Below are 23,568 nucleotides of genomic sequence, written 5' to 3' on the forward strand. Positions count from 1 at the left end.
GGTGTTTGACCCCGATCAAGCATGGGGCGTTACCGGGTCGATCGGCTTGGCGAGCGCGGGCTGATCGTCCTCCTCGATCAGGATGCGCAGCGCGGCCCCATCGAGATCCTCAAACTGCCCGGCGCGCGCCGCCCAGAAGAACGCCGCCAACCCCGCCAGGCCCAGCGCCAGCGCCACCGGAATCAGCACCACCAGCCCGGTCATCGCGCCACGCCCCGCAAACGCAGCGCATTGGCAACGACGATCAGCGAGGATCCCGACATGGCGAGCGCCGCGATCAACGGGGTCACTTGCCCGGCAATCGCCAGCGGCACCGCCAGCACGTTATAGCCGATCGCCAGCGCGAAATTCTGCCGCACGACGCGCATGGTCCGGCGCGCGGCCGCCACCGCGATCGGCACGGGCATCAGCTTGTCGCCAAAGAAGACGAGGTCGGCAACCAACTGGCTGACATCGGTGCCCGAAGAGGGGGCCATCGCAACAAACGCGCGCTTCATCGCCGGGCCATCATTGAGGCCGTCGCCGACCATCAGCACCTTGCGCCCGCGCGCGGCAAACTCATCGACGATGCGGCATTTGTCGGCAGGGTCCATCCGCGCGCTGCCATCGATGCCCAGCGTATCGCCAATCGTCTCGACCACCGCCGCCGCATCACCCGATAACAAGCGCGGGGTAAACCCCTCCGCCCGCAAGCGCGCGATCGCCGCCGTGGCGTCGGGCCGCAAGGCATCGCCAAAGGTCATCACATGCGCCGGCGCATCGCTGATCCCGAAAGCCGCCGCCGCATGTGCCTGCGTCGCGCCCTCGGCTGCGCCAACCCAATCAAGACGCCCCAACCGCACCAGCGCGTTGCCAAACCGCCCTTCGACCCCGAGCCCCGGATGCTCGACGATATCGGTCACCACAGCGGCGACAACGCCAGCGCGCCCTAGCGTATCGGCGAGCGCCATCGACAGGGGATGACGACTGGCTTGCGCCAGCGCGAGCAGGACCCCTCGCTCCACCGGGGCGGACGGCAACCCGTCCAACGGCGTGAGATGCCCGAGCGTCACCGTGCCGGTCTTGTCGAGCAACACGGTATCGGCGGCCGCCAGCCGCTCCAGTGCCGAACCGTCCTTGAGCAAAATCCCCGCGCGCATCAAAGCGCCCGCCGCGACAACTTGTGCGATCGGCACCGCCAGCCCCAGCGCGCACGGGCAAGTGATGATCAGCACCGCGACCGCAATCGTCAGCGCCTGGTGCAGCCCTGCGCCCGCGATCAGCCAGCCGACCAGGCTCAGCGCCGCCAGCGTGTGCACCGCCGGCGCATAGAGCCGCGATGCGCGATCGGCGATGCGGACATAACGCGACTTGCCCTGTGTCGCGGTCTCCATCAGCCGCGCGATGTCGGCGACGATCGTCGCCTCGCCCGCCGCCGTTACGCGCACCGTCAATGGCCCGCTGAGGTTGATCGTGCCCGCCAGCACGGTGTCGCCAACGGTAACCGCCTCCGCCAAGCTCTCGCCCGTGACAAGCGAACGATCGACACTGCTGCGCCCGGTCTCCACCACGCCATCGGCCCCGATCCGCTCCCCCGCCGCGATCAGCAGCCGCATTCCCGGTGCCAGTTCGGCGGCAAGGCGCTGCTCGGTGCTGCCATCGGGTCGCCGCACCAGCACTTCAGCCGGAACGCGCCGCATCAGCGCCGCGACCCCGTCCGCTGCCCGCACGCGCATCGCGCTGTCGAGAAAGCGCCCGGCGAGGAGGAAGAACAGCAGCATCGTCACGCCGTCGAAATAGGCATGCGCGCCGCCGATCGCGGTTTCGTACAGGCTCATCGACAGCGTCAGGATGACGCCGATCGAAATCGGCACGTCCATATTGGTGCGGCCATGCCGCAGCGCACCCCACGCGCTCTTGAAGAAAGGCCGCCCGGCATAAGCGACCGCCGGCAAAGCGATCGCCGCCGACAGCCAGTGGAACAGCGTCCGCGTCGCGCCATCCGCGCCCGACCAGATCGACACCGAGAGCAGCATGACATTCATTGCTGCAAAGCCCGCAACCGCCAGCGCGGTCATCAACATGCGGCTTTCGCGATTGGCCGAGGCTTCGCTTTCCCCGACAAACGGCTGCGCCGAAAAACCCAGCCGCCCGATCGCGGCTTGCAGATCGTCATCGGCAACGTTGGCGGCGTGCTCGATCCGCACGCGCTTGCTGGTGAAATTGACGCGGGCCGACGTTACGCCCGAAACCTCTGGCAGGCCCTTTTCCAGCTTGGCAATACACGCGGCGCAGCGCAGCCCGTCGACCGTGAAGATCGAGGTTTCGAGCGGCGCTGCCGTGCTCATGCGGGAATCTCGTCGTCGAAGCGCGCATCCTCATGCCCGTGGCGGACATCGACGCGGAGCAGCCAGCGTCCGGCCGGGAGCGCCGTTGTCGAGACAAACCGCCCCTTGCCGACCGAGCGGAACACCAGATCCCGCTCCGGCAGTCGACCAAGCGGATGCGTCGCGCGCACCGTAACCACCGCATCCGACAGCGGACCCTGCGGGGCAAGCGCAGTGACGATCACGACGCGGTCACCATCGACAGTCGCATCGACATTCCAGTTGAGCCCACGCTGCGTGCGCGCCTCGGCCAGCCAGTCGTTGAAGCGCTGGCTGGCGACATAGCTGTTATCGACCACCGTCCCGCCAAAGGTGCCGATCGCGTAGCTTGCCATCAGCACGTTGACCGCGATCACCAGCCCGAACATCGCGACGATGATGCCAGTCATGTGCCAGCCGGTGAAAGGTCGTGTCATGGCGTGGGCTCCGGGCGTTCGAAGAAGCTGGTGTCGCGGGCCGACCCGCCCTCTTTGTCGAGCGCGCGAACGGTGAAGGCAAGATCGGCGCGCGTCGGCCCAGCGCCAGGCGCGCTGACGAACAGCGGGACTTGCGCGACCTGGTCGGGCGCGACGTCCACGCGAACACTCCGCGCGGCCTGGTTACGTCCTGCCTCTTCGGTCCACAGCACCGCGCCGGGAACCCCCGAGATCGCAATTTCGACCGAGCGCGGACGCTCCTCCATGTTGCGGACCTTGACGGTATAGCCGTTGCGAATGCTGCCGTCCGACAAGCGCACCCATTGCGGATTGCGCGTCTGCAAGACGCCGATGCCGATCCGTTCGCGATTGCCCAGCGCGAACAACATCGCCAGGCCGATCCCCGCCCAGGCACCGAAATAGAGGAGGGTGCGCGGCCGGAACAGGCGCTTGAGCGCGGGTACCGGTGCCTCACCCGCTTGTGCGAGCCGCGCGTCGAGATCGGTCGTATAGCCGATCAAGCGACTGGGCCGACCGATCTTGGCCATGATCCCGTCGCACGCATCGATGCACAGGCCACAGGTGATGCAGCCGATTTGCGATCCTTCGCGAATGTCGATTCCGGTCGGGCACACCGCGACACAGGCGTTGCAATCGATACAGTCGCCGATCCGCGATGCCAGCTCGGGCTGCTCGATCAACGCGACCAGCGAGGGCGTCCCCAACACCACCTGTGCCAGCGGCTCAGCGCGCTTCAACCCATGCGAGCGCGGCTCGCCCCGCCATGCCTTGTAGGTGACGGTCAGCGATTTCTCGTCGAGCATCGCGCTCTGGATGCGCGGCCACGGGCACATATAGATGCACACCTGTTCGCGCATCAGCCCGCCGAAGATATAGGTGGTGGCGGTCAGCACGCCGACCGTCGCATAAGCGACGAATGGCGCACTGCCTTGCACGAACGCCCGACCCAGCGTCGGTGCGTCGGCGAAGTAGAAGATCCAGGCCCCGCCGGTGAGCGCACCGATCACCAGCCAGATCGAATGTTTGGCAATCCGCCGCGCAATTTTGGACGGCCCCCAGGGCGCGCGCTGCAGCTTGATCTGGGCGTTGCGGTCGCCGTCGATGGCGCGTTCGACATGCACGAACAGGTCGGTCCACACGGTCTGCGGGCAGGCATAGCCGCACCACGCCCGCCCCACCGCCGATGTCACCAGGAACAGCCCGATTCCGGCCATGATCAGCAGGCCCGCGACATAATAAAATTCGTGCGGCCAGATCTCGATCGAGAACATGTAGAAGCGCCGATGCGCCAGATCGACCAACACGGCCTGATCCGGCGCATAGGGCCCGCGGTTCCAGCGCAGCCACGGCGTGACGTAGTAGATTGCGAGCGCGACCAGCATGATCGCCCATTTCAAGCGCCGGAACGGGCCGTCCACCGCCTTCGGGAACACCTTGCGGCGCGCCTCGAAAAACTGTTGCCCCTCACCGGTCAAGTCTTGGGGATGGGCCATCAGCGCGCCGCGACCGCCGCCGGTGCAGGAGTCTCCGCCGGTGCCGGCACCGGGTCGACCGGCGTCTTTTCGCCGCCGCCCAGCGAGTGGACATAGATTGCCAGCATCTTGACCGTCACCGGATCAAGCCGCGCACCCCAGGCGGGCATGATGCCGTAGCGCGCATTGGTCACCGTCTCGGTGATGGTGTCGCGGTCCCCGCCATACAGCCAGATGCCGTCGGTCAGATTGGGCGCGCCGACGGCGCGGTTCCCCTTGCCAGCATCGCCATGGCACACCGCGCAATTGGCGGTGAACACGGCGGCACCGCGCCTGGACGAAGCGGTCACCCCCTCTTGCTTGGACAGGAAGCGGACATAGGATACCACATCCTGCACTTCCGCAGGCTTCAGGATGCCATCGCGCCCAAAGGCCGGCATTTGCGACATGCGGGTTTCGTCGTCGCCGGGCTGGCGCACGCCGTGCAGCAAGGTTTGCTGAATCGTCTTCAGATCGCCGCCCCACAACCAATCGTCATCGTTGAGGTTGGGATAGCCTTTGGCCCCCGCCGCGCCTGCGCCGTGACACTGTGTGCAATAGACCTTGAAGGCCGAATGCCCGCCCTCCTGCGCCGCGCGCAGCAATTTGGGATCGGACGGAATCTGCTCGATCGGCGTTTGTTCGAGCGCGTGCATCACCGGCGCGCGCCGCGCATGGTCCGCCGCCATTTCCTTGGCGAGATCGCCATGGCTCGACCAGCCGAGCACGCCCGTGCTCGCGCTGTGCAACATCGGGATGGCGGGATAGAGCACCACCATCACCGCCGCAAACGCGATGCAGGCGTAGAAGGTGTACAGCCACCAGCGTGGCATCGGGGTATCGAGTTCCTCGATCCCATCCCATTCATGCCCGACGAAACTGGTGCCGGTGGGCTCGTCGATGCGCTTTTCGTCAGCCATCCACTTCGTCCTCTTGCTCGAAGATGCTCATTGCCGCCCGCTCGTGTCCGGCAGAAACCGAGCGCAGGAAGGTCCAGCCGGTGAAGGTCAGGAACGCCACCCCCATCAGGATCAGCCCCCAACTGTCGGCAAATTCCCGCAGCACATCATACGTGGTCATCGTGCCTGCTCCCGCGGTGCGGCCGATTTGAAATCGACCTGGGTGCCAAGGCCCTGCAGATAGGCGACCAGCGCATCCATCTCGGTCACTTGCCCAGGCTTGCCGTCGAAATCGCGCGCCACTGCCTTGGGATAGCGCTTCAGCAGGCCTGCCGTGTCGCCCTCGCCCGTCGCCTGGGTGGTGACGTCCTCGGCCGCCTTGGCGATCTCCTCATTGGTATAGGGCACGCCGACGCGGCGCAGCGCGACCAGATGATCGCCAATGTGGCTGACGTCGAGATCGCGGTCCGCCAGGAAGGCGTAGGGCGGCATGATCGATTCGGGCACCACTGCACGCGGGTCCTTCAAATGCTGGACATGCCAGCCATCCGAATAGCGCCCGCCGACCCGTGCCAGATCCGGCCCGGTGCGCTTCGATCCCCATTGGAACGGGTGATCGTACATGCTTTCGGCGGCGAGGCTGTAATGGCCGTAGCGTTCGGTCTCGTCGCGGAACGGGCGGATCATCTGGCTGTGGCAGCCATAGCATCCCTCGCGAATGTAGATGTCGCGCCCGGCGAGTTCGAGCGGGGTGTAGGGCCGCACGCCCTCCACCTTGGTCACGGTCGAGTCGATCCAGAACAAGGGCGCGATCTCGACGATGCCGCCGATGGCGACGGTGAGGAAGGCAAGCACCGCGAGCAACGTGACGTTGCGCTCGATCACTTTGTGGCGGTTGAGGAGGTTTGCCATGGTCGCGCCCTTATTCTGCTGGGACGTGCTGGAGCGGACGGTCGCGCGCCGGATCGAAGGCCGGGGACGACATCGGGGCTTCGTCGCGGAGCTTGCCCGCAATCGTCATCCAGATGTTCCAGGCCATGATCAGCGCACCGGTGAGGTAAAGCAGCCCACCCGTCGTGCGGATCAGATAATAAGGGTGCATCGCCTGGACGACTTCGGCGAAGGAATAGACGAGATACCCGTCGCTTCCATATTCGCGCCACATCAGCCCCTGCATGATGCCCGCCACCCACATCGACGAAGCGTAGAGGACGATGCCGAGCGTGGCGCACCAGAAGTGCCAGTTGACCATCCGCAGCGAATAGAGCCGGGTGCGGCCCCACAAACGCGGCGTCATATAGTACAGCGCACCGAAGGTGATCATCCCGTTCCAGCCAAGCGCGGCGGAATGGACATGGCCGATCGTCCAGTCGGTATAATGGCTGAGCGAATTGACCTCCTTGATCGACATCATCGGCCCCTCGAAGGTGGCCATGCCGTAGAAGGCGAGCGCGAACACCATCATGCGGATGATCGGATCGGTGCGGATCTTGTCCCAGGCACCGTTGAGCGTCATCAGGCCGTTGATCATGCCGCCCCAGCTCGGCATCCACAGCATCACCGAGAACACTTCGCCCAGCGTCTGCGCCCAGTCGGGCAGCGCGGTGTAATGGAGGTGATGTGGCCCCGCCCAGATGTACAGGAAGATCAGCGACCAGAAGTGGATGATCGACAGGCGGTAGCTATAGATCGGCCGTTCGGCCTGCTTGGGCACGAAATAATACATCATGCCGAGGAAGCCCGCCGTCAGGAAGAAGCCGACCGCGTTATGGCCATACCACCACTGCGTCAGCGCGTCCTGCACGCCGGCAAAGGCCGAATAGGATTTGGAGCCGAAGAACGACACCGGCATCGTCACATTGTTGACGAGGTGGAGCATCGCGACGGTGATGATGAAGCCGAGATAGAACCAGTTGGCGACATAGATATGCGGCTCGGAGCGGCGCACGATCGTGCCGACATAGACCGCGAGGTACGAGACCCAGACGATCGTCAGCCAGATGTCGACATACCATTCGGGCTCGGCATATTCGCGCCCCTCGGTAATGCCGAGCACATAGCCCGACGCCGCCAGCACGATGAACAATTGATAGCCCCAGAACACGAAGCGCGCGAGCCAGGGAAACGCCAGGCGCGCGCGGCAGGTGCGCTGCACCACATAATAACTCGTCGCGATCAGCGCGTTGCCGCCAAAGGCGAAGATCACCGCCGAGGTGTGCAGCGGCCGCAAGCGCCCGAAGGTGGTATATTCGGAATGGAGATTGAGCAGCGGGAAGGCGAGCTGCGAGGCGATGACCACGCCGACCAGCAAGCCGACAATCGCCCAGAACACCGTGGCGATCACGCCCCAGCGGATCACTTCGTCATCATAGCGATCGCGTGGGGCAGGCAAAGAGCCGTCCGCCGCGATCGCCGGATTGCCGACGCGCCGCATCGCGTAAAACGCGGCGACAAACGCCGCCAGCGCGACGATTCCCATCTGGATGGCAAAGCCCTGGTCGATCGCGCAGGCGGACATCCCGACTGCCGCGAACGCCACCACGAGCCACGCCACGGCCCTCATCACGATTCCGTCCATTCGCGCCTCCGCAACCAGTAGAGCTTGTCCATGGCCACATCGGCCGACGCGGCCCTTGACCTTCGTCAAACCGCTACCGAGGATTCTGAACGCGGGCTGTACGTAGATGTACGCGCCTGTGGGCCTTTGGCGGGTGCGACCGCCCTGCCCCCGAATCAAACGAGGCCGGGCACACGCCCGGCCTCGCTCGCGATCTTCGCGTTGCGCGACGTTTAGGTGGCGGGTGCCAACGCGGCGACCGCCGCCGCATCCGCCGTTGGCGGCGCATTCTCGAAATCGATCACCACGCGACCTTCGATCTCACCACGATGCATCCGCCCGAACACATCGTTGATGTTCTCCAGCGTATCGGTCGTCACCGTCGCGCGCACCTTGCCCGCGGCGGCGAAATCGAGCGATTCCTGAAGATCGAGCCGCGTCCCCACGATCGAGCCGCGGACGGTGATGCCATTGAGCACCGTGTCGAAAATCGACATCGGGAATTCGCCCGGCGGCAAGCCGTTGAGCGACACCGTGCCGCCGCGCCGCACCATGCCCATCGCCTGTTTGAACGCGATCGGGCTGACGGCGGTGACCAGCACGCCCTGCGCGCCGCCAATCTCTTTCTTGATGAAGGCCGCCGGATCGGCGTTACGGGCATTGACCGTCAGGCTCGCCCCCAATTCCTCGGCCAGCTTCAGCTTGGCGTCGTCAATATCGACCGCGACGACGTTCAGCCCCATCGCCTTGGCATATTGCACCGCCATATGGCCAAGCCCGCCAATGCCCGAAATCGCCACCCAGTCGCCCGGCTTGGTATCGGTGACCTTCAGGCCCTTATAAACGGTGACGCCGGCGCACAGGATGGGCGAGATTTCGACGAAGCCGATGTTGTCGGGCAAGTGGCCGACATAATTGGGATCGGCCAGCACATATTCGGCAAAGCTGCCATTGACCGAATAGCCGGTGTTCTGCTGCGTCTCGCACAGCGTTTCCCAGCCGCCCAGGCAATGCACGCAATGCCCGCACGCACTGTACAACCACGGCACGCCGACGCGGTCGCCTTCCTTGACATGGGTGACGCCACTGCCGACCGCGACGACATGGCCGACGCCCTCATGCCCGGGAATGAAGGGCGGGTTGGGCTTGACCGGCCAGTCGCCCTCGGCGGCATGAAGATCGGTATGGCACACACCCGTCGCCGCGATCTTGACGAGGATCTGGCCCGGCCCCGGCATCGGCACCGTGACCTCTTCGATTACCAACGGCTTGCCGAACTCGCGGACAACGGCGGCTTTCATGGTCTTTTGCATGATCTGCTTCCTTTCGGGGGGACTCTAGGGGGGCGTCAGAACGGGGCGTCGATATCGACGACGTCGATCAGCTTGTGATTGACGAATTCCTTGAGGCCGAGGCCAAGCAGCTCGCGCCCATAGCCTGAGCGCCGCACGCCACCGAAGGGCAGATCGGCCTTGACCATCGTCGGATGGTTGACGAACACCATGCCGGTCGAGATCTTTTTCGCGACCTCGGCACCATGCGCCGGGTCGCCAGTGAAGACCGAACCGCCCAGACCGAAGGGCGAATCGTTGGCGATGCGGATCGCATCCGCCTCGTCCTTGGCGCGGAACAGCATTGATACTGGGCCGAAGAACTCCCAATAGCGCGCCGGATTGTCCTCACCGATGTCGGTCAGGATCGTCGGGCGCACGAACGCGCCGTGATTGGGCGCTTCCGGCCCGACTTCGGTTGCGGTCGCGCCATGTTCGACCGCCTTGCGGATCATTGCTTTCAGGTCATCCGCCGCGCTTTGCGACGACAAAGGCGCAAGCGTGGTTTCGGGATCGAACGGATCGCCCATGCGGAGCGCGGCCACACCCTTGGTGTAGCCCTCCAGAAACGCATCATAGACCGGATCGACGATAATCATGCGCTTGGATGAGACGCAGACCTGCCCGCCATTCCAGTGGCGACCGAACACCGCCCATTTCGTGGTCTTTTCCAGATCGGCATCGGCCAGCACGACAAAGGCATCGGCACCGCCCAATTCCATCGTGGATTTCTTCAGCGCCTTGCCCGCCGCTGCGGCGACACTTGCGCCAGCCGCTTCCGAGCCCGTCAGCGCCACGCCCTGCACACGCGGATCGTTGAGGATCAGCTCGATCTGGCTGTGGCCGGCGTACAGATTGATGAACGCGCCCTTGGGCAGCCCCGCCTCCAGCATCACCGCTTCAAAGGCGGCGGCGCTCTGCGGCACGTTGGAGGCGTGCTTCAGCAGCATCGTGTTGCCCGCCGAAAGCTGCGGCGCGATGATCCGCGCGATCTGATAATATGGGAAATTCCACGGCTCGACGCACAGCAACACGCCCAGGGGCTCGCACACCAGCATCGCCTCGCCCTCGGCCGGATCGGCAACGGGGAGCCGCTCGGGCTGCAACAGCGCCTCGGCATGGTGCGCATAATAGTCGAAAATCGCGGCGGACAATTCGACCTCTGCCTTCGCCTCGCTCAGCAACTTGCCCATTTCCAGCGTCAGCAGCGCGGCCAGCGACGCGCTGTCGCGCCGCAGGATCGTTGCCGCATTGGTCATGATCTGCGCGCGTTCGGCAAAACCCGTTTCGCGCCACGACAGGAACGCCGCATGCGCCGCGCCGATCGCTTCGACGATCTGTGCATCGGTCGCAGTCGGGAAGGTCTTGAGGGTTTCGCCGGTAAACGGATTGGTCGTTGCAAATGGCATGGGATGTCCTCTGATCGCTTGATCGCTGGAAGCGTCGGCCCGCGAGGGCGCACAGATCGGCCAGCCAACACATTTCGAATATTGGGATTTTTACCTAGAAGCGGCGCTCCGCCGCGATTTGATAGCGGTCAAACGCCCGTGCCTGCCCCACCGCTATCGCTCGAATGCAATCGGAATGATCGGGTGAGACATCGAGTGAACACCGCACGCACGGGCCACAACGGCACCTTCTGGACACGGTCGCATTATCTGGACCGGATGACCTTCCGCGAATTGGTGGTCGCCTATTTTCAGCATTATACGATTATCGCCTATCTGGCGCTGACCGCGCTTTCGATCGGCGTGTTCGTGTGGAACCCCGCCGCCGCGTTACCCACGGTCGCGACGGTCGCGCTGATTCTGTTTGCCTATCCGTTGATCTGGTACGTGCTGCACCGCTGGGTGTTGCATTGCCACTGGATGTTCAAAGTGCCGTTTCTGGCCTCGACCTGGAAGCGGATCCATTACGACCATCATGTCGACCCCAATCATCTGGAGGTGCTGTTCGGCGCGCTTTACACCACGTTGCCGACGCTGCTCGTCGTCGCCGCCTTGCCGGGCTATCTGATCGGCGGGATCGGCGGCGCGGCGGCGGGGTTCGCGACCGGGCTGCTGTGCACCTGTTTCTACGAGTTTTTCCATTGCATCCAGCACCTCGCCTACAAGCCGCGGATCAAATGGCTGGCGACGATGAAGGTGCGTCACGTCGAACATCATTTCCACGATGAGGACGGTAATTTCGGTATCACCAACTTTCTGTGGGATCGCCTGTTCGGCACGCTCTATTCCCGCGCCGACCGTCCCGCGAAGAGCCCGACCGTGTTCAACCTCGGCTATACCGAGGAGGTTGCCCGGCGCTATCCGTGGGTCGCGCGTCTGTCGCGCGGCGTCGCGGTTGGCCATCCGCGCCGCCGCACACCCAATAAGCAGGTATAGCGCGCAGCCCCGTCGTCAGGCCGACCCCACCAAGGCCCGCACGGCGCGCGCGACGGTTTCCAGCGCGCCGTCCGCCGCAACGTGGTGCCAGTCGCCGAGCGGGCCGACCGCATCCGCCGCCTGATTGCGCACAACGGCGGCATTGGCGTCCGACGCGTCATCGCGCCGCCCCGCGACCCGCGCCAGGCGGTGATCGATCTCAGCCTCCAGCCAGATGCCGGTAAACACAACCCGGCCACGCCGGGCGACAATCTCGATCGCATCGCGCTGGTCACGCGATGCGAAGGTTGCATCGACGATGACAGCACTCCCCTGCGCCAGCGCGGCGGCCGCCAGCCGATCGAGCGAACGATAGACCTGCTCCGTCACGTCGGGCGCATAATAGGCTGGCGGCAGCGCTTGTTCGGGCATGGCACCGACGCTGCGTTTTCGCAGAACATCCGTGCGCAGGATGCGGGCGCCGGGCGGCTGCCCCACATCCCCGCCCAGATTGCGCGCGACACTCGACTTTCCGGTCCCCGAGAGCCCGCCAATCGCGACCAGCCGAGGCGGCATCGGCGTGATCAGATCGGCGGCCAGGGCGCAATATTCCTTCGCCTCGCGCTCCAGCGCGCCATCCCCCGCCGCCTGCGCGCTGCGAGTCGCGGCGACGTGCGCCCGAATCACCGCGCGCGTGGCCAGGAAAAGCGGCAAGAGCGCGAGCCCGCCCTCATCTTCCGGCGAAAGATCGAGATAGCGGTTGAACACGATGTTCGCCGCGCGCCGCAGCCCCCGCCGCCACAAATCCATCACCAGAAAGGCGAGATCGTAGAGGACGTCTGTGGTGGCGAGTTCGGTATCAAATTCGAGGCAGTCGAACAACGTCGGCTCGCCATCGATCACCGCAATATTGGCGAGGTGCAAATCGCCATGCCCATGCCGCACCCGCCCCGCCGCTGCGCGCGCATCGAGCAAGGGCGCGAGCGCCGTCACCCGCCCCCGCAAATCGCGGTCTAGCTGGGCGAACTGCGCACCGTCGAGAACCGTCGGGAATTGCCCCAGCCGATCGAGCGCGGCTTCGACGACGGTGCGGAAATCGTCTGCGGCGGTACCCGTTCGAACGATCGGCTCGGTCGCGTGGAAGCGCTGAACGCGATCCGCCAGCCGCAGCAGCAGCGCATCGTCGATCTGCCCGCCCGCCGCCATCTCATCGAGCAGCGCGCCATCGGGAAAGCGAGTCATTTCAAGCAGCCAGTCGACCGTCTCGCCCGCCCCGTCGATCGATAACCGCCCCGTCTTGCCGCGACGGATCGGGTGGACCGCGCGATAGAGCGTTGGCGCGGTGCGGCGGTTTAGCGAAAGCTCCGCCTCCAGCGCGATGCCGCGCAGGGCTGGCGTCGAAAAATCGAGATAGGGCAAGCGCACCGCGCGCTTCAGCTTCCACGCCCGATCGGGGCACAGGAACACCACGGCAGCATGGGTGTCGATCCGGCGAGGCGGGCTTTTGAGACCGAAAGCCGCGCCGGATTCAAGAAACGCGAGGATCTCCGTCTGCGCGCCCAGCGCGGGCTCTGAAAAGGGCAAGGACGTCATCATCGCCGAAAGGGTAGCAGCGACGCCGGCTCACTCTATCGGGAAGATTACGTGGATCGATACCCAGAATGAGAACAACTCAAAATGCTTTCGAGATTGCGGCGTCGCGCCCGTAAACATCGTCAAGATACGCCACGCCGCCCACCGCTGCCGGATCGGCCACTGCGGTGAAATAGACGATGTAGACCGGCACCGGCCGATCGAGCGCAAAGGTGTGATTGGTGCGCTCCGCCAGATAGTGATCGAAGCTGCGTGCGGTCGCCGGTGCGAGCAGCGTGCGCGCCAGCACATCGGGATGTTCGGTGCGCACGCAGCCATGCGAGAAGGCGCGCCGCTCCTGTTCGAACAGGCCCCGGGACGGCGTGTCATGCAGGAAGATGCTATAGGCGTTGGGCATCTCGATCTTGACTTGGCCGAGCGCGTTGAGCGGCCCCGGTCGCTGCCGCACCTGCAACCGCCCTCCCGCCGCGCGCGTCGCGACATAGCCAAGCCGTGCGGCCTGAGCCGGGCGATTGCGCACCATCGCGCCGACGCTTTCGGACACGATGCTGCTCGGCACAGTCCACCACGGATTGGCGGTGACCCCGGTCACCAGCGCGGCAAACACCGGCGTTGGCGTGGTCGGCTTGCCAACGATGATGCGGTGGCTTTGCAGGATGTGATCGCCCTCGATCAGGTCGAGCCGATAGGCCGCCGGATTGACCCAGAGATAATGGGCCCCAAGCGCGCGCGGCAACCAGCGCCAGCGTTCGAGGTTGACCTTCAACGTCGTGCAATGCGCGGGGGTATCGCACGTCGGCAGCGCGGCACGCAGAGCGGCATAGCCCGACGACCGCGGCAACAGCGCTTGCAACGCGCCCGCGACATCATGCCGCACCAGCGCCTCGCGCAACCACAGGTCGAGATCGATCGGATCACGCGCGATCTCCCATCCTGTGCGCGCGTCAGCCGGTGCCGCGCCTTCGGCATAATCATGCGCGAGCAGCAGCGCGGCGCGACTGGCCTGCGCCTCCAGGTCCGGCGCGCGCTGGTCGATCGCGCGTTGCAACGCCGCCCCGCTATAGCGCTCTGGGGTAAGCCCTTCCTGCGCCGACCGGCCGATTTCCTGGACGAGCGCGGCAAGATCGCTGGCGGACCAGCGCGGTGCCTGGGCCGCGACCTGAGGCACCACCGGCTGTTGGGGCGCAGCCGCAGCAACCGAGGCGCTCGCCGCGACCGAAAGGGCCGCAGCGAGGCGGACGAACACGGACATGTCCAAGATCGTTCAGTGCGCCAGGAAGATCGGCACGGGGCTTTTGGTCAACATCATCCTGGTAACTCCACCAAACAGGGCCTCGGCAACGCGCGCATGACCGAAGCCGCCCATCACCACATAGCCGAAATGCCCGCTCGACACGCGTGCAAACAACGCGTCGCCAACCTTCTCCCCGGCAAGGGCGACATGGTCGATCTCTGCATGAATATCGTAGCGCGAGAGATAGGCCGCAGCCGCTTCGGCGGGGAGGCGATCGGATTCGTCGCCGATCGCGATGATCGTGACTTGCTGGGCATGGCGCAGCAGCGGCACCGCCGCCCGTACGGCCGCCCCGGACGAGGCCGAGCCGTCCCAGGCGATCAGCGCCCGGTCAAGATCAAGCCGAACCAGATCCTCCGGCACGGCGAGCACGGGCGTGCGCCCCTTGACCACCAGATCGCCCGCCAGCGCCCGCATGTCGGGCACCGGGCACGCCTCCAACTGGCGATTGACGACGATAAGGTCGGCAAGTGCCGATTCATCGCGCAGGCACGGTGCCACTTCGCCGCACGCATCGCGCCAATCCCAGCTCACATCCTCATGAACCAGCCGCGCCTCCAATTTAGCGCGGTTGGTGGTTTCGCGCTGCTTTTCCTCTTGCAGCAACATCCCGAAACCGGCGTCGCCCAGAGCGTCCGAGACCACCATGGCCGGCATGATCGTCACGTCAAGGCACACCAAATGCCCTTCCAACGTGCGCGTCAGGTCGAGCGCGGCCTGAAACCGCGCTTCCTGGCCGCCATCATCATGCACCAGCAGCAATATCGTCTTCATGCCCGCCTCCGAAGGTCTCTTGGTCTGCGGGCACGGTAACGGGCGCAGCCAGCACGCGGCATTGGGACTAATACGCAGACGGTGCCATTCCATCGCGCATGGCGGGCTTGAAGGGTGGGATCAGCCGCCGTGCAGCAAGTCGCGGAAGCGACGGGGTTGCGAGCGCAGATACTGGTTCGGTGCCCGCACCTGCGCGCCCAGTTCCGCCGCCGCATGCCACGGCCAGCGCGGATCGTACAAGATCGCACGCGCCAGCGCGACCATATCGGCGTCGCCCGTGCCGACAATCGCTTCTGCCTGTTCCGGCTCGGTAATCAGCCCGACCGCGACGACCGGCAGTCCCGTCGCCTGTTTCACCGCGCGCGCCAGCGGCACCTGATAGCCCGGGCCGACCGGAATATCCTGGCGCGGATCGAGCCCGCCGCTCGAGACATGGATCGCCGAACAGCCACGCTGTTCCAGCGCCTGCGCAAAGGCGATGGTCTGGTCGATATCCCAGCCGCCTTCCACCCAATCGGTGCCCGAAACGCGCATCGTCACCGGCTTTTCCGCAGCAAAGGCACTGCGCACCGCATCGAACACCTCGAGCGGAAAGCGCATCCGGTTTTCGAGGCTGCCGCCATACTCGTCGTCGCGCCGGTTCGACAGCGGGGAGAGGAACTGATGGAGCAAATAGCCGTGCGCGCCGTGCAACTGCACCGCATCGATACCCAGCCGATCGGCCCGGCGCGCGGCCGCCGCAAACGCCGCGCGCACCCGATCGAGTCCGCTGCGGTCGAGCGCGACCGGCGGAATGTCGCTTTCAGCAAACCCCAGCGCCGACGGTGCTACCGTCTGCCACCCATTGTGGTCCGAAACCGGAAGTTGCGCCCCACCCCGCCACGGCAGGTTCGTCGAGGCCTTGCGCCCGGCATGGCCGAGCTGGATCGCGATCGGCATGTCCGAATGTCGCCGGAGGCTTTCCAATACCCGCGCCATCGCCGCCTCGGTCGCATCGTCATACAGGCCAACATCGCCGTAGGTGATCCGCCCCTCGGGCTCGACCGCGCTTGCCTCGATCGTCAGCAAGCCAGCACCCGACAGCGCCAGATGGCCGAGATGAATCACATGCCAGTCGGTCATGCAGCCATCGACCGCCGAATATTGGCACATCGGCGCGATTACGATGCGGTTGGCCAGTGTCAGATGCCCCAGCGACAGCGGCTCGAAAAGTTTGGGACCAGTCATCAGACGTCTTCCTGTGTTCGGCTCAATAATAACGCGGGATCGGGCCCCATTGCGGCGTCTGATCGGGCAAGTCGATTTCCTCTTCGTCGACATAGCACCAGCCCCAACCCTCGGGCGGGTCATAGCCTTCGATGATCGGATGCTGGGTCGCGTGGAAATGCGCGGTCGCGTGGCGATGCGGCGACTGGTCGCAACAACCGACATGCCCGCACGCCCTACACAGACGCAAATGCAGCCAGACGCTGCCGATTTTGAGACACTCCTCGCACCCGCGCGCGCTCGGCGTAACCTCGTTGATCGTAATGCTATGGCGACAGGTGGTCATACAGTCTCCTTGGCCGATCGTTCGGCGAGCAGGGCATGGATTTGGGCGACGACGGCAGCGCCCTCGCCAACGGCAGCCGCGACGCGCTTGGTCGATCCACCGCGCACGTCGCCAATCGCGAACACGCCCGGCAAGCTCGTTTCCAGCGAGCGAGCGCCTTGCCCCGTGATGACGAAGCCTTTGTCGTCCAAATCGACGCAGCCCTGCAGCCAGCCGGTATTGGGATCGGCACCGATGAACAGAAACAGGTGCCGCAGCGCGAGCCGGCAGGTTGCACCGTCCGCGCGGTTGCGGAACTCGGCCGAGGCCAAGCCTGTGACCGGATCGCCGTCCAGCGCGACCACTTCGCTGCCGACGTGGATATCGACATTGGGCAACGCCGCGATCCGGTCGATCAGATATTGCGACATAGTTTCGCTCAAGGCGCGGCGGACGAACAGATGCAGGCGCTGCACCTGCGGCGCGAGGAAGACGATCGCCTGTCCCGCCGAATTGCCGCCCCCGACCAGCGCCACCTCTTCCCCGGCACACAGCCGCGCCTCGATCGGGGATGCCCAGTAAGAGATGCCGCGCCCTTCAAACTCGGCGAGATTGGCGATGTCGGGCCGACGATAGCGCGCGCCCGATGCCACCACGATCGTGCGGGCCAACAGCCGCTGCCCCCCCGCCAGTTCCAGCGCCATCCGGTCGGCGGTGCAATCGAGCGTTGTCACCTCCAGCGGCACCGCAATCTCCGCGCCGAACTTGAGCGCCTGATTATAGGCCCGCCCGGCCAGCGCCTGCCCGGAAATACCGGTCGGGAAACCCAGATAATTCTCGATCCGCGACGACGCTCCCGCTTGTCCGCCCATCGCACGTTCATCGAGCACGATCACCGACAGGCCTTCGGACGCGGCATAGACCGATGCCGCCAGCCCGGCGGGCCCTGCCCCCACGATCACCACATCATACATCCGCGCAGGGTCGAGCGTCGGCGTCATCCCCAGGCACGTCGCCAATTGCAACTGGCTCGGTCGACGCAGCACTTCGCCGCTTGGACAGACGACCAACGGCAATTCCTCAGGCGACACGCCGATCCGCTCGACCAGCGCCTTGCCCTCGGCGTCCGCCGCTGCATCCAGCACCTGGTTGGGATAACCGCTGCGCGTCAGGAAACCCTGCAGCCGCACGACCTCCGCGCTGTTCGGCACGCCAATCAGGATGGTTCCGGCCCCGCCTTCCTCGATCAGCGCGACGCGCCGGAGGATCAGCGCACGCATCACGATCTCGCCGACGTCGGCCGACCCGACCATCAACGCGCGCAGGTGCGGCGGATCGAACGGCAATGCAGTACAGCCCTCCGGCCCGGCATGACCCGCCGCGATCGACCCGCGCCCGGCCAGTTGATTGACCTCGCCGGTAAACTGGCCGGCCAGATGCGTCGTGACGGGTGCCTCATGGCTCAGGCCGTCGCGCCGCACGATCTCGATCGACCCTTCCAGCACGAGCCAGGCCGGAGCATCCTGCTGCCCGATGGCGTAGACGGTTTCGCCGGGCGCGAAGTGCCGTTCCGCGCCACTGGCAAAGCGCTTCGCCGTCGCGATCTGGGCCGCGTTCAGCACCGGAAACATCTGGTGGCCGCGTGTATCGGGGGTACTCATCGCTTCCGCTCTCCAACCGTCGAGACGACAATAACGCGTGAAACCAGCGGAGGAGACGATATTCGTCGCCAACTATACCAAGATATAAGCTCGGCAACCAATGTGGACGGAGGTGCGTACGACCGATAGTACAGGGCTGATATAGAAAGGCTGTTCCGTGCCGATTTTCCCCGACGACGTGTTTACCGAGCCGACCGACGTCGATCCCGACACGCTCGCCAATCTCGGACCGCTGCGGCGACTGGCGGGGACTTGGGAAGCCCGCAAGGGTGTGGATCTCAACCCCAAAGCGGAGGGCCCCGAACGGCGCGTCTATATCGAGCGGATCGTGCTCGATCCAATCGACCCGCAGGCCAATGGTCCGCAGCTTTTCTATGGCCTGCGCTATCACATCCACATCACCACCGAAGAGGAAGACATCACCTTCCACGATCAGGTCGGTTACTGGCTATGGGAGCCCACGACCGGGCTGGTGCTGCAGACCGTCGCCATTCCGCGTGGCCAGGTTGCGATTGCCTCCGGCCAGGCTGCCCCGGACGCTGACCGCATCGTGCTGAAGGCCGAGCGCGGGCAGACCGAATATGGCATCTGCTCGACCGCGTTCCTGGAATATGCGTTTCGCACCGACAGCTATCAGATCGAGGTCGTGTTCAATCCTGACGGATCCTGGAGTTATACGACGGATACGGTGTTGACCGTCCACGGTCGGGCGGAACCGTTCGCCCATCGCGACCAGAACACGCTGCTCAAGATCCGCGACGCCGAACCCAATCCGCTGGCGCGGATCCTCGCCGCGCGCGCGGCCGCTGAAACGGCGAGCCCAGCGGCCTAGCGCGCGGCGGCAACCGCTCCCCTCACCCGCGCAGCCACGACAGCACGAACGGTCGCAGCCCCGGCGTGGTGCCATTGGGGGTCTTGATGTCGATGTCCTGCCGGTTGAACTGGCGGTACAGCACCACGCTCAGCACGGCGGCGTAGAAGCACCAGACCGAGGCGAAAGCATAGCCCTTCACCAGATGCACGATCGTCAGCCCGATCACGTTAAGCGCGCCATAGCTGCGCACCACGCGGTGCGACGACAGCAGCAACGCCCCGCACGTCGCCAGAATGTAGAGCAACGACACCCACAATTGGCTGGTGATCGGGTTGGTATAGCGGATCGAATGCTGCTCGATCACGGCGCACGTCGGCGCAACCACGAGCCCGGTCATGTCCCACGCAAACACCAGCGCACCGATTGCCACCATGCCGAGAATGGCGATGCGCCGCCACCCCGGCGGCTCCAGCAGCAGCACCGCAAGCGGCATCAACAGCGGCAGGATGCCGATCGCATAGAGCGTGAACAGGAACACCGTGTGATCCAACGCATAAGGCCCCAGCCGCCCCTCCAGCGCGAGCCACACCATGCCCTCGGAAAACTGATGCGCGGCGAAGAGCAGCGGCACGCAGGCGAACAGCAGCGCGCGGGGTTCACGCACATGGCGCAGCGTCGCTACCCCGACCGTCGCCAGCACGGCCGAGGCGGTGAAGCTGGCGGTCGCGGAAAAGCACATGCGCGGGTCTTTCAAAAACAGCGATATCCCCGGTGTGCCGGGGATGACCACCTATGACCAGCGCCAAGTTGCGGGGGAGCACCAGAGCGCTCCCCCCTGAACCTTACGCCCGCGCGCCCTCGACCACCACGCTCGAATTGTGCCGCAGCGCCTTCAACACCGTCTCGACGATGGCATCGGCGTCGAGCCCAGCCTGGGCATATTGCACCTCGGGCTTGTCCTGGTCCTGGAACAGGTCGGGCAAGCGCATCGTGCGCAGCTTGAGGCCCGCGTCGATCAGGCCCGCGTCGCTGGCAAAGGTCAGCACATGCGCGCCGAGCCCGCCGACCGAGGCTTCCTCGATCGTCACCGCCACTTCGTGCGTGGTCAGCAGCTTGCGGATCAGCTCCTCGTCGAGCGGCTTGGCGAAGCGCAGATCGGCGACGGTGGTCGACAGGCCCTTGGCCTCCAGCGCCTCGGCGGCGCGCAGCGCCTCGCCCAGCCGCGTGCCGAGCGACAGGATCGCGACCTTGTGGCCCTGCCGCACGATGCGGCCCTTGCCGATCTCGAGCTGCTGGGCGACCTCGGGCAGTGCCACGCCGGTGCCGTTGCCACGCGGATAACGCACCGCGATCGGGCCGCTGTCGTGCAGCACGGCGGTGTGCGTCATATGCACCAGTTCGGCTTCGTCGGCCGGGGCCATCACCACCATATTGGGCAGCGAGGCCATATAGGTCACGTCGAACGACCCGGCATGCGTCGCGCCATCGGCCCCGACCAGCCCGGCACGATCGATCGCGAAGCGCACCGGCAAATTCTGGATGCACACGTCATGCACGACCTGGTCATAGGCGCGCTGCAGGAAGGTCGAATAGATCGCGCAGAACGGCCGCATCCCCTGCGCAGCAAGGCCGGCGGCGAAGGTGACGGCGTGCTGCTCGGCAATGCCGACGTCGAAGAAGCGTTCCGGGTGCGCCTTGGAGAAGCCGTCAAGCCCGGTGCCCGAGGGCATGGCTGCGGTGATCGCGCAGATCAGCGGATCGGTCTCGGCTTCCTTGCTCAGCTGGGCGCCGAACACATTCTGATATTGCGGCGGTCCCGGCGGGGCCTTGGCCTGCGCACCGGTGATGACGTCGAACTTCTGGACGCCGTGATATTTGTCGGCTGCGGCCTCGGCCGGCGCATAGCCCTTGCCCTTCTTGGTCACGACATGGACGAGGATCGGCCCTTCCTCGGCATCGCGCACATTTTCGAGCACGGGGATGAGCTGGTCGAGGTTGTGGCCGTCGATCGGGCCGACATAATAAAAGCCCAGTTCCTCGAACAGCGTGCCGCCCATCGCCATGCCGCGCGCGAATTCCTCGGTCTTGCGCATGCCGGTGGCGATCGGCTTGGGTAGCCGCTTGGCGAGCTTGCGCGCCAGGTCGCGGAAGCCGAGAAACTCGCGGCTCGACACGATGCGGCTGAGATAGGCCGACAGCCCGCCGACCGGCGGCGCAATCGACATGTCATTGTCGTTGAGGATGACGACCAGCCGGTTGCCCGCCTGGGCGGCATTGTTCATCGCCTCATAGGCCATGCCCGCCGACATCGCGCCGTCGCCGATGACCGCAATGCCCTTGCCGGGCTTGCCCGCAATCTTGTTGGCGACCGCAAAGCCGAGCGAGGCCGAGATCGAGGTCGAGCTGTGCGCCGCGCCGAACGGATCGTACTCGCTCTCGCTGCGCTTGGTGAAGCCCGACAGGCCACCACCCATGCGCAGCGTACGGATGCGGTCGCGGCGACCGGTCAGGATCTTGTGCGGGTAGCATTGGTGGCCAACGTCCCACACGAGTCGGTCATTGGGCGTGTCGAAAACATAGTGAATCGCAACCGTCAGCTCGACCACGCCGAGCCCGGAACCAAGGTGGCCACCAGTCACCCCGACCGCCGCAATCGTCTCCTGGCGGAGTTCGTCGGCAAGCTGGCGGAGCTGGGTGGGAGCAAGCGCCCGGAGATCGGCAGGATAATGGACCGTATCGAGCAACGGCGTTTGGAGAGCGTCAACCATCCCCCCAACTTAGCGCCATGGCGGGTTCCTGTCGATTGCCTGGATCGCGCTGCTCCGATTCTTGACGAGCGATGCATCCGCGCATCACAGTGCGCCATGTCCGAGCTGACGCCCCGCCTCGCCACCGAGGCCGATATTCCCGCGATCCGCGCTGTGATGGAGCGTGCGATCGACTCGCTGCAGGCCCCCTTCCTGACCCCGGACCAAATCGCCGCGAGCCGCCGGAGCATGGGGCTCGACACGCAATTGATCGCCGATCGCACCTATTTCGTGGTGACCGATGGGGAGGCGCTCGCCGGGTGCGGCGGCTGGAGCTACCGCGCGACGCTTTATGGTGGTGATGCCAGTGCGATCCGCCGCGATGCGCGCGTGCTTGATCCCACCGCAGACGCCGCGCGGATCAGGGCGATGTACACCGACCCTGCCTTTGTCCGGTGCGGGGTGGGCCGGATGGTGCTGGCGTTATGTGAAGACGCCGCCCGGACTGCGGGATTTCGCCGTCTGGAAATGATGGCGACGCTGGGCGGGGAACCGTTGTACCGTGCGTGCGGCTACCGCGAAATCGAACGCGTGCCCGCTATGGCGGACACCGATCCGCCGGTGCCGGGGCTCAGGATGGGCAAGGATCTGGCCTGACCGCGCTCAGCAGCAATCCGCGCATTTTCCGCGCACTTCGATCACCGGGCGCACCGGCGAAAAACCGGCGGCCTCGGCCGCCGAGCGCACGCCATTGGTGATCCGATCATCATCCAGATGCACCGTCTGCCCGCATGTATCGCACACCAGGAAGATGCAGTCGTGCAGGCAGCCGGGATGCGCATTGGCGATATAGGCGTTGGAGCTTTCCACCCGCCGCGCGAGATTCTTGCCAACGAACAAATCGAGGATGCGGTACACGCTGTTGGCAGCGACGCGGCGCCCTTCGGCCTTGGAGACTGCCTCGGCGATGTCATAGGCCGACGCCGGCTTGTCGAACCCGGCCAGCGCGCGAAAGATGTTGGCGCGCATCGCGGTCCATTGCTCGCCCGAGCGTTCGAGCGTCGCCTGCGCCGCGACGGCAAGATCCGCGCCCTGCGGTTCGGTATGGTGATGCGTTGCCATGCGGGTCAGATAAGCGTTGTCGACCCAAGCCGCAACGGCGCGACTCAACTGGTCAGTTCGCCGCGCGCCGGTTCAGATCATGACCGAGCGCGAGAATGGCGACGCCGATCAGCGTCCACACCGTCTCCATGCCCGACCCGTCATGCGGCAGCGAAATCGCCCCCGCCATCGTGCCAAGCCCAGCCGAACCGACCACTGCCGGGATCATATAGCCATGCGTAAAGATGCCGCGCCCCAGCGCCAGCACGCCAAAGCCGATCGCGATCGTCAGGCCCGCCTCATGGAATAACGGGTTGAGCAGCAGCCCGCCCGCCGTCGAGGCGAGCGCGATGAACACCGAACTCGCGATGCAATGCACCACGCACAGCCCCGACAGGCCGATCGCCATATTGTCGAAGCGCTGTTCGATCCACCGGACGGCGGGAGAAAGGGTCAGAGTCGTCATCTTGCTGCGCTATGTGGCACGCCGCCCGTCAAGTTACAACATATCATGCCCGGGAAATTTTTAGCGGGGATTTTTTGGAAGGAGCGTTATTCCGCAATCGACGCGCGGATGACGGGCGCGTAA

The 23,568-nt window shown here is 65.3% G+C and carries 23 protein-coding genes; 3 read left to right on the plus strand and 20 right to left on the minus strand.

The features are described 5' to 3' along the window. Positions 1–15 precede the first annotated feature (15 nt). From ccoS to H4W01_RS14275, 10 genes are all read right to left on the minus strand, one after another. Positions 16–204, minus strand: a complete 189-nt coding sequence (gene ccoS / locus H4W01_RS14230; RefSeq protein ID WP_209611870.1) for a cbb3-type cytochrome oxidase assembly protein CcoS — start codon at positions 202–204, stop codon at positions 16–18. Beyond that, positions 201–2,327 carry a heavy metal translocating P-type ATPase gene (locus tag H4W01_RS14235; RefSeq protein WP_209611872.1) on the minus strand — a complete coding sequence of 709 codons (2,127 nt, stop codon included), beginning with the start codon at positions 2,325–2,327 and terminating at the stop codon, positions 201–203. Before H4W01_RS14235 ends, ccoS begins: the two co-directional genes overlap by 4 nt. Next, on the minus strand, positions 2,324–2,782 hold the full coding sequence (locus H4W01_RS14240; RefSeq protein ID WP_209611875.1) for a FixH family protein: 459 nt from the start codon (positions 2,780–2,782) through the stop codon (positions 2,324–2,326). The genes H4W01_RS14235 and H4W01_RS14240 overlap by 4 nt, the downstream gene beginning before the upstream one ends. Further along, positions 2,779–4,296: a cytochrome c oxidase accessory protein CcoG gene (gene ccoG, locus H4W01_RS14245; protein ID WP_209611877.1), complete on the minus strand. Its 1,518-nt coding sequence runs from the start codon at positions 4,294–4,296 to the stop codon at positions 2,779–2,781. The genes H4W01_RS14240 and ccoG overlap by 4 nt, the downstream gene beginning before the upstream one ends. Continuing rightward, on the minus strand, positions 4,296–5,234 hold the full coding sequence (ccoP, locus tag H4W01_RS14250) for a cytochrome-c oxidase, cbb3-type subunit III (protein WP_209611879.1): 939 nt from the start codon (positions 5,232–5,234) through the stop codon (positions 4,296–4,298). Before ccoP ends, ccoG begins: the two co-directional genes overlap by 1 nt. Further along, positions 5,227–5,394: a CcoQ/FixQ family Cbb3-type cytochrome c oxidase assembly chaperone gene (locus H4W01_RS14255; RefSeq protein ID WP_010404393.1), complete on the minus strand. Its 168-nt coding sequence runs from the start codon at positions 5,392–5,394 to the stop codon at positions 5,227–5,229. Before H4W01_RS14255 ends, ccoP begins: the two co-directional genes overlap by 8 nt. Beyond that, positions 5,391–6,125 (minus strand): cytochrome-c oxidase, cbb3-type subunit II, encoded by a 735-nt coding sequence (gene ccoO / locus H4W01_RS14260; protein WP_010404394.1) that lies wholly within the window; start codon positions 6,123–6,125, stop codon positions 5,391–5,393. Before ccoO ends, H4W01_RS14255 begins: the two co-directional genes overlap by 4 nt. A 10-nt stretch (positions 6,126–6,135) precedes the next feature. Beyond that, positions 6,136–7,791: a cytochrome-c oxidase, cbb3-type subunit I gene (gene ccoN, locus H4W01_RS14265; RefSeq protein ID WP_209611881.1), complete on the minus strand. Its 1,656-nt coding sequence runs from the start codon at positions 7,789–7,791 to the stop codon at positions 6,136–6,138. A gap of 212 nt (positions 7,792–8,003) precedes the next feature. Beyond that, positions 8,004–9,083, minus strand: a complete 1,080-nt coding sequence (adhP, locus tag H4W01_RS14270; RefSeq protein WP_209611883.1) for an alcohol dehydrogenase AdhP — start codon at positions 9,081–9,083, stop codon at positions 8,004–8,006. Between the two features lie 35 nt (positions 9,084–9,118). Next, complete coding sequence (locus H4W01_RS14275; RefSeq protein WP_209611885.1) at positions 9,119–10,510, minus strand: NAD-dependent succinate-semialdehyde dehydrogenase; 1,392 nt, start codon at positions 10,508–10,510, stop codon at positions 9,119–9,121. 258 nt (positions 10,511–10,768) lie between these two features. Between H4W01_RS14275 and H4W01_RS14280 the strand changes: the two genes are divergently transcribed. Next, positions 10,769–11,485: a sterol desaturase family protein gene (locus H4W01_RS14280; protein WP_435803962.1), complete on the plus strand. Its 717-nt coding sequence runs from the start codon at positions 10,769–10,771 to the stop codon at positions 11,483–11,485. Positions 11,486–11,500: 15 nt separating this feature from the next. Here the strand turns inward: H4W01_RS14280 and H4W01_RS14285 are convergent, their stop codons facing one another. From H4W01_RS14285 to H4W01_RS14310, 6 genes are all read right to left on the minus strand, one after another. Continuing rightward, positions 11,501–13,057: a bifunctional aminoglycoside phosphotransferase/ATP-binding protein gene (locus H4W01_RS14285; protein ID WP_209613384.1), complete on the minus strand. Its 1,557-nt coding sequence runs from the start codon at positions 13,055–13,057 to the stop codon at positions 11,501–11,503. Between the two features lie 79 nt (positions 13,058–13,136). Next, a complete protein-coding gene (locus H4W01_RS14290; protein WP_209611890.1) occupies positions 13,137–14,309 on the minus strand; it encodes a L,D-transpeptidase family protein in 1,173 nt (390 codons plus the stop codon). A gap of 12 nt (positions 14,310–14,321) precedes the next feature. Beyond that, on the minus strand, positions 14,322–15,125 hold the full coding sequence (locus tag H4W01_RS14295; protein WP_209611892.1) for a universal stress protein: 804 nt from the start codon (positions 15,123–15,125) through the stop codon (positions 14,322–14,324). 120 nt (positions 15,126–15,245) lie between these two features. Beyond that, complete coding sequence (locus H4W01_RS14300; protein ID WP_209611895.1) at positions 15,246–16,352, minus strand: NADH:flavin oxidoreductase/NADH oxidase; 1,107 nt, start codon at positions 16,350–16,352, stop codon at positions 15,246–15,248. A gap of 22 nt (positions 16,353–16,374) precedes the next feature. Next, positions 16,375–16,677 (minus strand): UBP-type zinc finger domain-containing protein, encoded by a 303-nt coding sequence (locus H4W01_RS14305; RefSeq protein WP_010404412.1) that lies wholly within the window; start codon positions 16,675–16,677, stop codon positions 16,375–16,377. Continuing rightward, positions 16,674–18,317 carry an FAD-dependent oxidoreductase gene (locus H4W01_RS14310; protein ID WP_209611897.1) on the minus strand — a complete coding sequence of 548 codons (1,644 nt, stop codon included), beginning with the start codon at positions 18,315–18,317 and terminating at the stop codon, positions 16,674–16,676. Before H4W01_RS14310 ends, H4W01_RS14305 begins: the two co-directional genes overlap by 4 nt. Before the next feature lie 157 nt (positions 18,318–18,474). On the opposite strand from H4W01_RS14310, the gene H4W01_RS14315 reads away from it, so the two are divergent. Next, positions 18,475–19,149 (plus strand): FABP family protein, encoded by a 675-nt coding sequence (locus H4W01_RS14315; protein WP_209611899.1) that lies wholly within the window; start codon positions 18,475–18,477, stop codon positions 19,147–19,149. Positions 19,150–19,171: 22 nt separating this feature from the next. Here H4W01_RS14315 and H4W01_RS14320 read toward each other — a convergent pair whose 3' ends face one another. Beyond that, complete coding sequence (locus H4W01_RS14320; RefSeq protein WP_209611901.1) at positions 19,172–19,870, minus strand: DUF6629 family protein; 699 nt, start codon at positions 19,868–19,870, stop codon at positions 19,172–19,174. A 103-nt stretch (positions 19,871–19,973) separates the two neighbouring features. Beyond that, positions 19,974–21,899: a 1-deoxy-D-xylulose-5-phosphate synthase gene (gene dxs / locus H4W01_RS14325; RefSeq protein ID WP_209611903.1), complete on the minus strand. Its 1,926-nt coding sequence runs from the start codon at positions 21,897–21,899 to the stop codon at positions 19,974–19,976. Between the two features lie 96 nt (positions 21,900–21,995). Here dxs and H4W01_RS14330 point away from each other — a divergent pair, with 96 nt between their 5' ends. Next, positions 21,996–22,535: a GNAT family N-acetyltransferase gene (locus H4W01_RS14330; RefSeq protein WP_209611906.1), complete on the plus strand. Its 540-nt coding sequence runs from the start codon at positions 21,996–21,998 to the stop codon at positions 22,533–22,535. 6 nt (positions 22,536–22,541) lie between these two features. Here the strand turns inward: H4W01_RS14330 and H4W01_RS14335 are convergent, their stop codons facing one another. Then, positions 22,542–23,000: a Fur family transcriptional regulator gene (locus H4W01_RS14335; protein WP_209613385.1), complete on the minus strand. Its 459-nt coding sequence runs from the start codon at positions 22,998–23,000 to the stop codon at positions 22,542–22,544. Positions 23,001–23,052: 52 nt separating this feature from the next. Further along, positions 23,053–23,445 (minus strand): MerC domain-containing protein, encoded by a 393-nt coding sequence (locus H4W01_RS14340; protein ID WP_010404424.1) that lies wholly within the window; start codon positions 23,443–23,445, stop codon positions 23,053–23,055. Positions 23,446–23,568 lie beyond the last annotated feature (123 nt).

The organism is Sphingomonas sp. PL20, assembly GCF_017875905.1.
In the GTDB taxonomy this organism is placed as follows: Bacteria; Pseudomonadota; Alphaproteobacteria; order Sphingomonadales; family Sphingomonadaceae; genus Sphingomonas; species Sphingomonas echinoides.

Coding starts and splice junctions, on each gene's coding strand:
- ccoS (WP_209611870.1), bottom strand. CDS start 204: ATGACCGGGCTGGTGGTGCTGATTCCGGTGGCGCTGGCGCTGGGCCTG.
- H4W01_RS14235 (WP_209611872.1), bottom strand. CDS start 2,327: ATGAGCACGGCAGCGCCGCTCGAAACCTCGATCTTCACGGTCGACGGG.
- H4W01_RS14240 (WP_209611875.1), bottom strand. CDS start 2,782: ATGACACGACCTTTCACCGGCTGGCACATGACTGGCATCATCGTCGCG.
- ccoG (WP_209611877.1), bottom strand. CDS start 4,296: ATGGCCCATCCCCAAGACTTGACCGGTGAGGGGCAACAGTTTTTCGAG.
- ccoP (WP_209611879.1), bottom strand. CDS start 5,234: ATGGCTGACGAAAAGCGCATCGACGAGCCCACCGGCACCAGTTTCGTC.
- H4W01_RS14255 (WP_010404393.1), bottom strand. CDS start 5,394: ATGACCACGTATGATGTGCTGCGGGAATTTGCCGACAGTTGGGGGCTG.
- ccoO (WP_010404394.1), bottom strand. CDS start 6,125: ATGGCAAACCTCCTCAACCGCCACAAAGTGATCGAGCGCAACGTCACG.
- ccoN (WP_209611881.1), bottom strand. CDS start 7,791: ATGGACGGAATCGTGATGAGGGCCGTGGCGTGGCTCGTGGTGGCGTTC.
- adhP (WP_209611883.1), bottom strand. CDS start 9,083: ATGCAAAAGACCATGAAAGCCGCCGTTGTCCGCGAGTTCGGCAAGCCG.
- H4W01_RS14275 (WP_209611885.1), bottom strand. CDS start 10,510: ATGCCATTTGCAACGACCAATCCGTTTACCGGCGAAACCCTCAAGACC.
- H4W01_RS14280 (WP_435803962.1), top strand. CDS start 10,769: ATGACCTTCCGCGAATTGGTGGTCGCCTATTTTCAGCATTATACGATT.
- H4W01_RS14285 (WP_209613384.1), bottom strand. CDS start 13,057: ATGACGTCCTTGCCCTTTTCAGAGCCCGCGCTGGGCGCGCAGACGGAG.
- H4W01_RS14290 (WP_209611890.1), bottom strand. CDS start 14,309: ATGTCCGTGTTCGTCCGCCTCGCTGCGGCCCTTTCGGTCGCGGCGAGC.
- H4W01_RS14295 (WP_209611892.1), bottom strand. CDS start 15,125: ATGAAGACGATATTGCTGCTGGTGCATGATGATGGCGGCCAGGAAGCG.
- H4W01_RS14300 (WP_209611895.1), bottom strand. CDS start 16,352: ATGACTGGTCCCAAACTTTTCGAGCCGCTGTCGCTGGGGCATCTGACA.
- H4W01_RS14305 (WP_010404412.1), bottom strand. CDS start 16,677: ATGACCACCTGTCGCCATAGCATTACGATCAACGAGGTTACGCCGAGC.
- H4W01_RS14310 (WP_209611897.1), bottom strand. CDS start 18,317: ATGAGTACCCCCGATACACGCGGCCACCAGATGTTTCCGGTGCTGAAC.
- H4W01_RS14320 (WP_209611901.1), bottom strand. CDS start 19,870: ATGTGCTTTTCCGCGACCGCCAGCTTCACCGCCTCGGCCGTGCTGGCG.
- dxs (WP_209611903.1), bottom strand. CDS start 21,899: ATGGTTGACGCTCTCCAAACGCCGTTGCTCGATACGGTCCATTATCCT.
- H4W01_RS14330 (WP_209611906.1), top strand. CDS start 21,996: ATGTCCGAGCTGACGCCCCGCCTCGCCACCGAGGCCGATATTCCCGCG.
- H4W01_RS14335 (WP_209613385.1), bottom strand. CDS start 23,000: ATGGCAACGCATCACCATACCGAACCGCAGGGCGCGGATCTTGCCGTC.
- H4W01_RS14340 (WP_010404424.1), bottom strand. CDS start 23,445: ATGACGACTCTGACCCTTTCTCCCGCCGTCCGGTGGATCGAACAGCGC.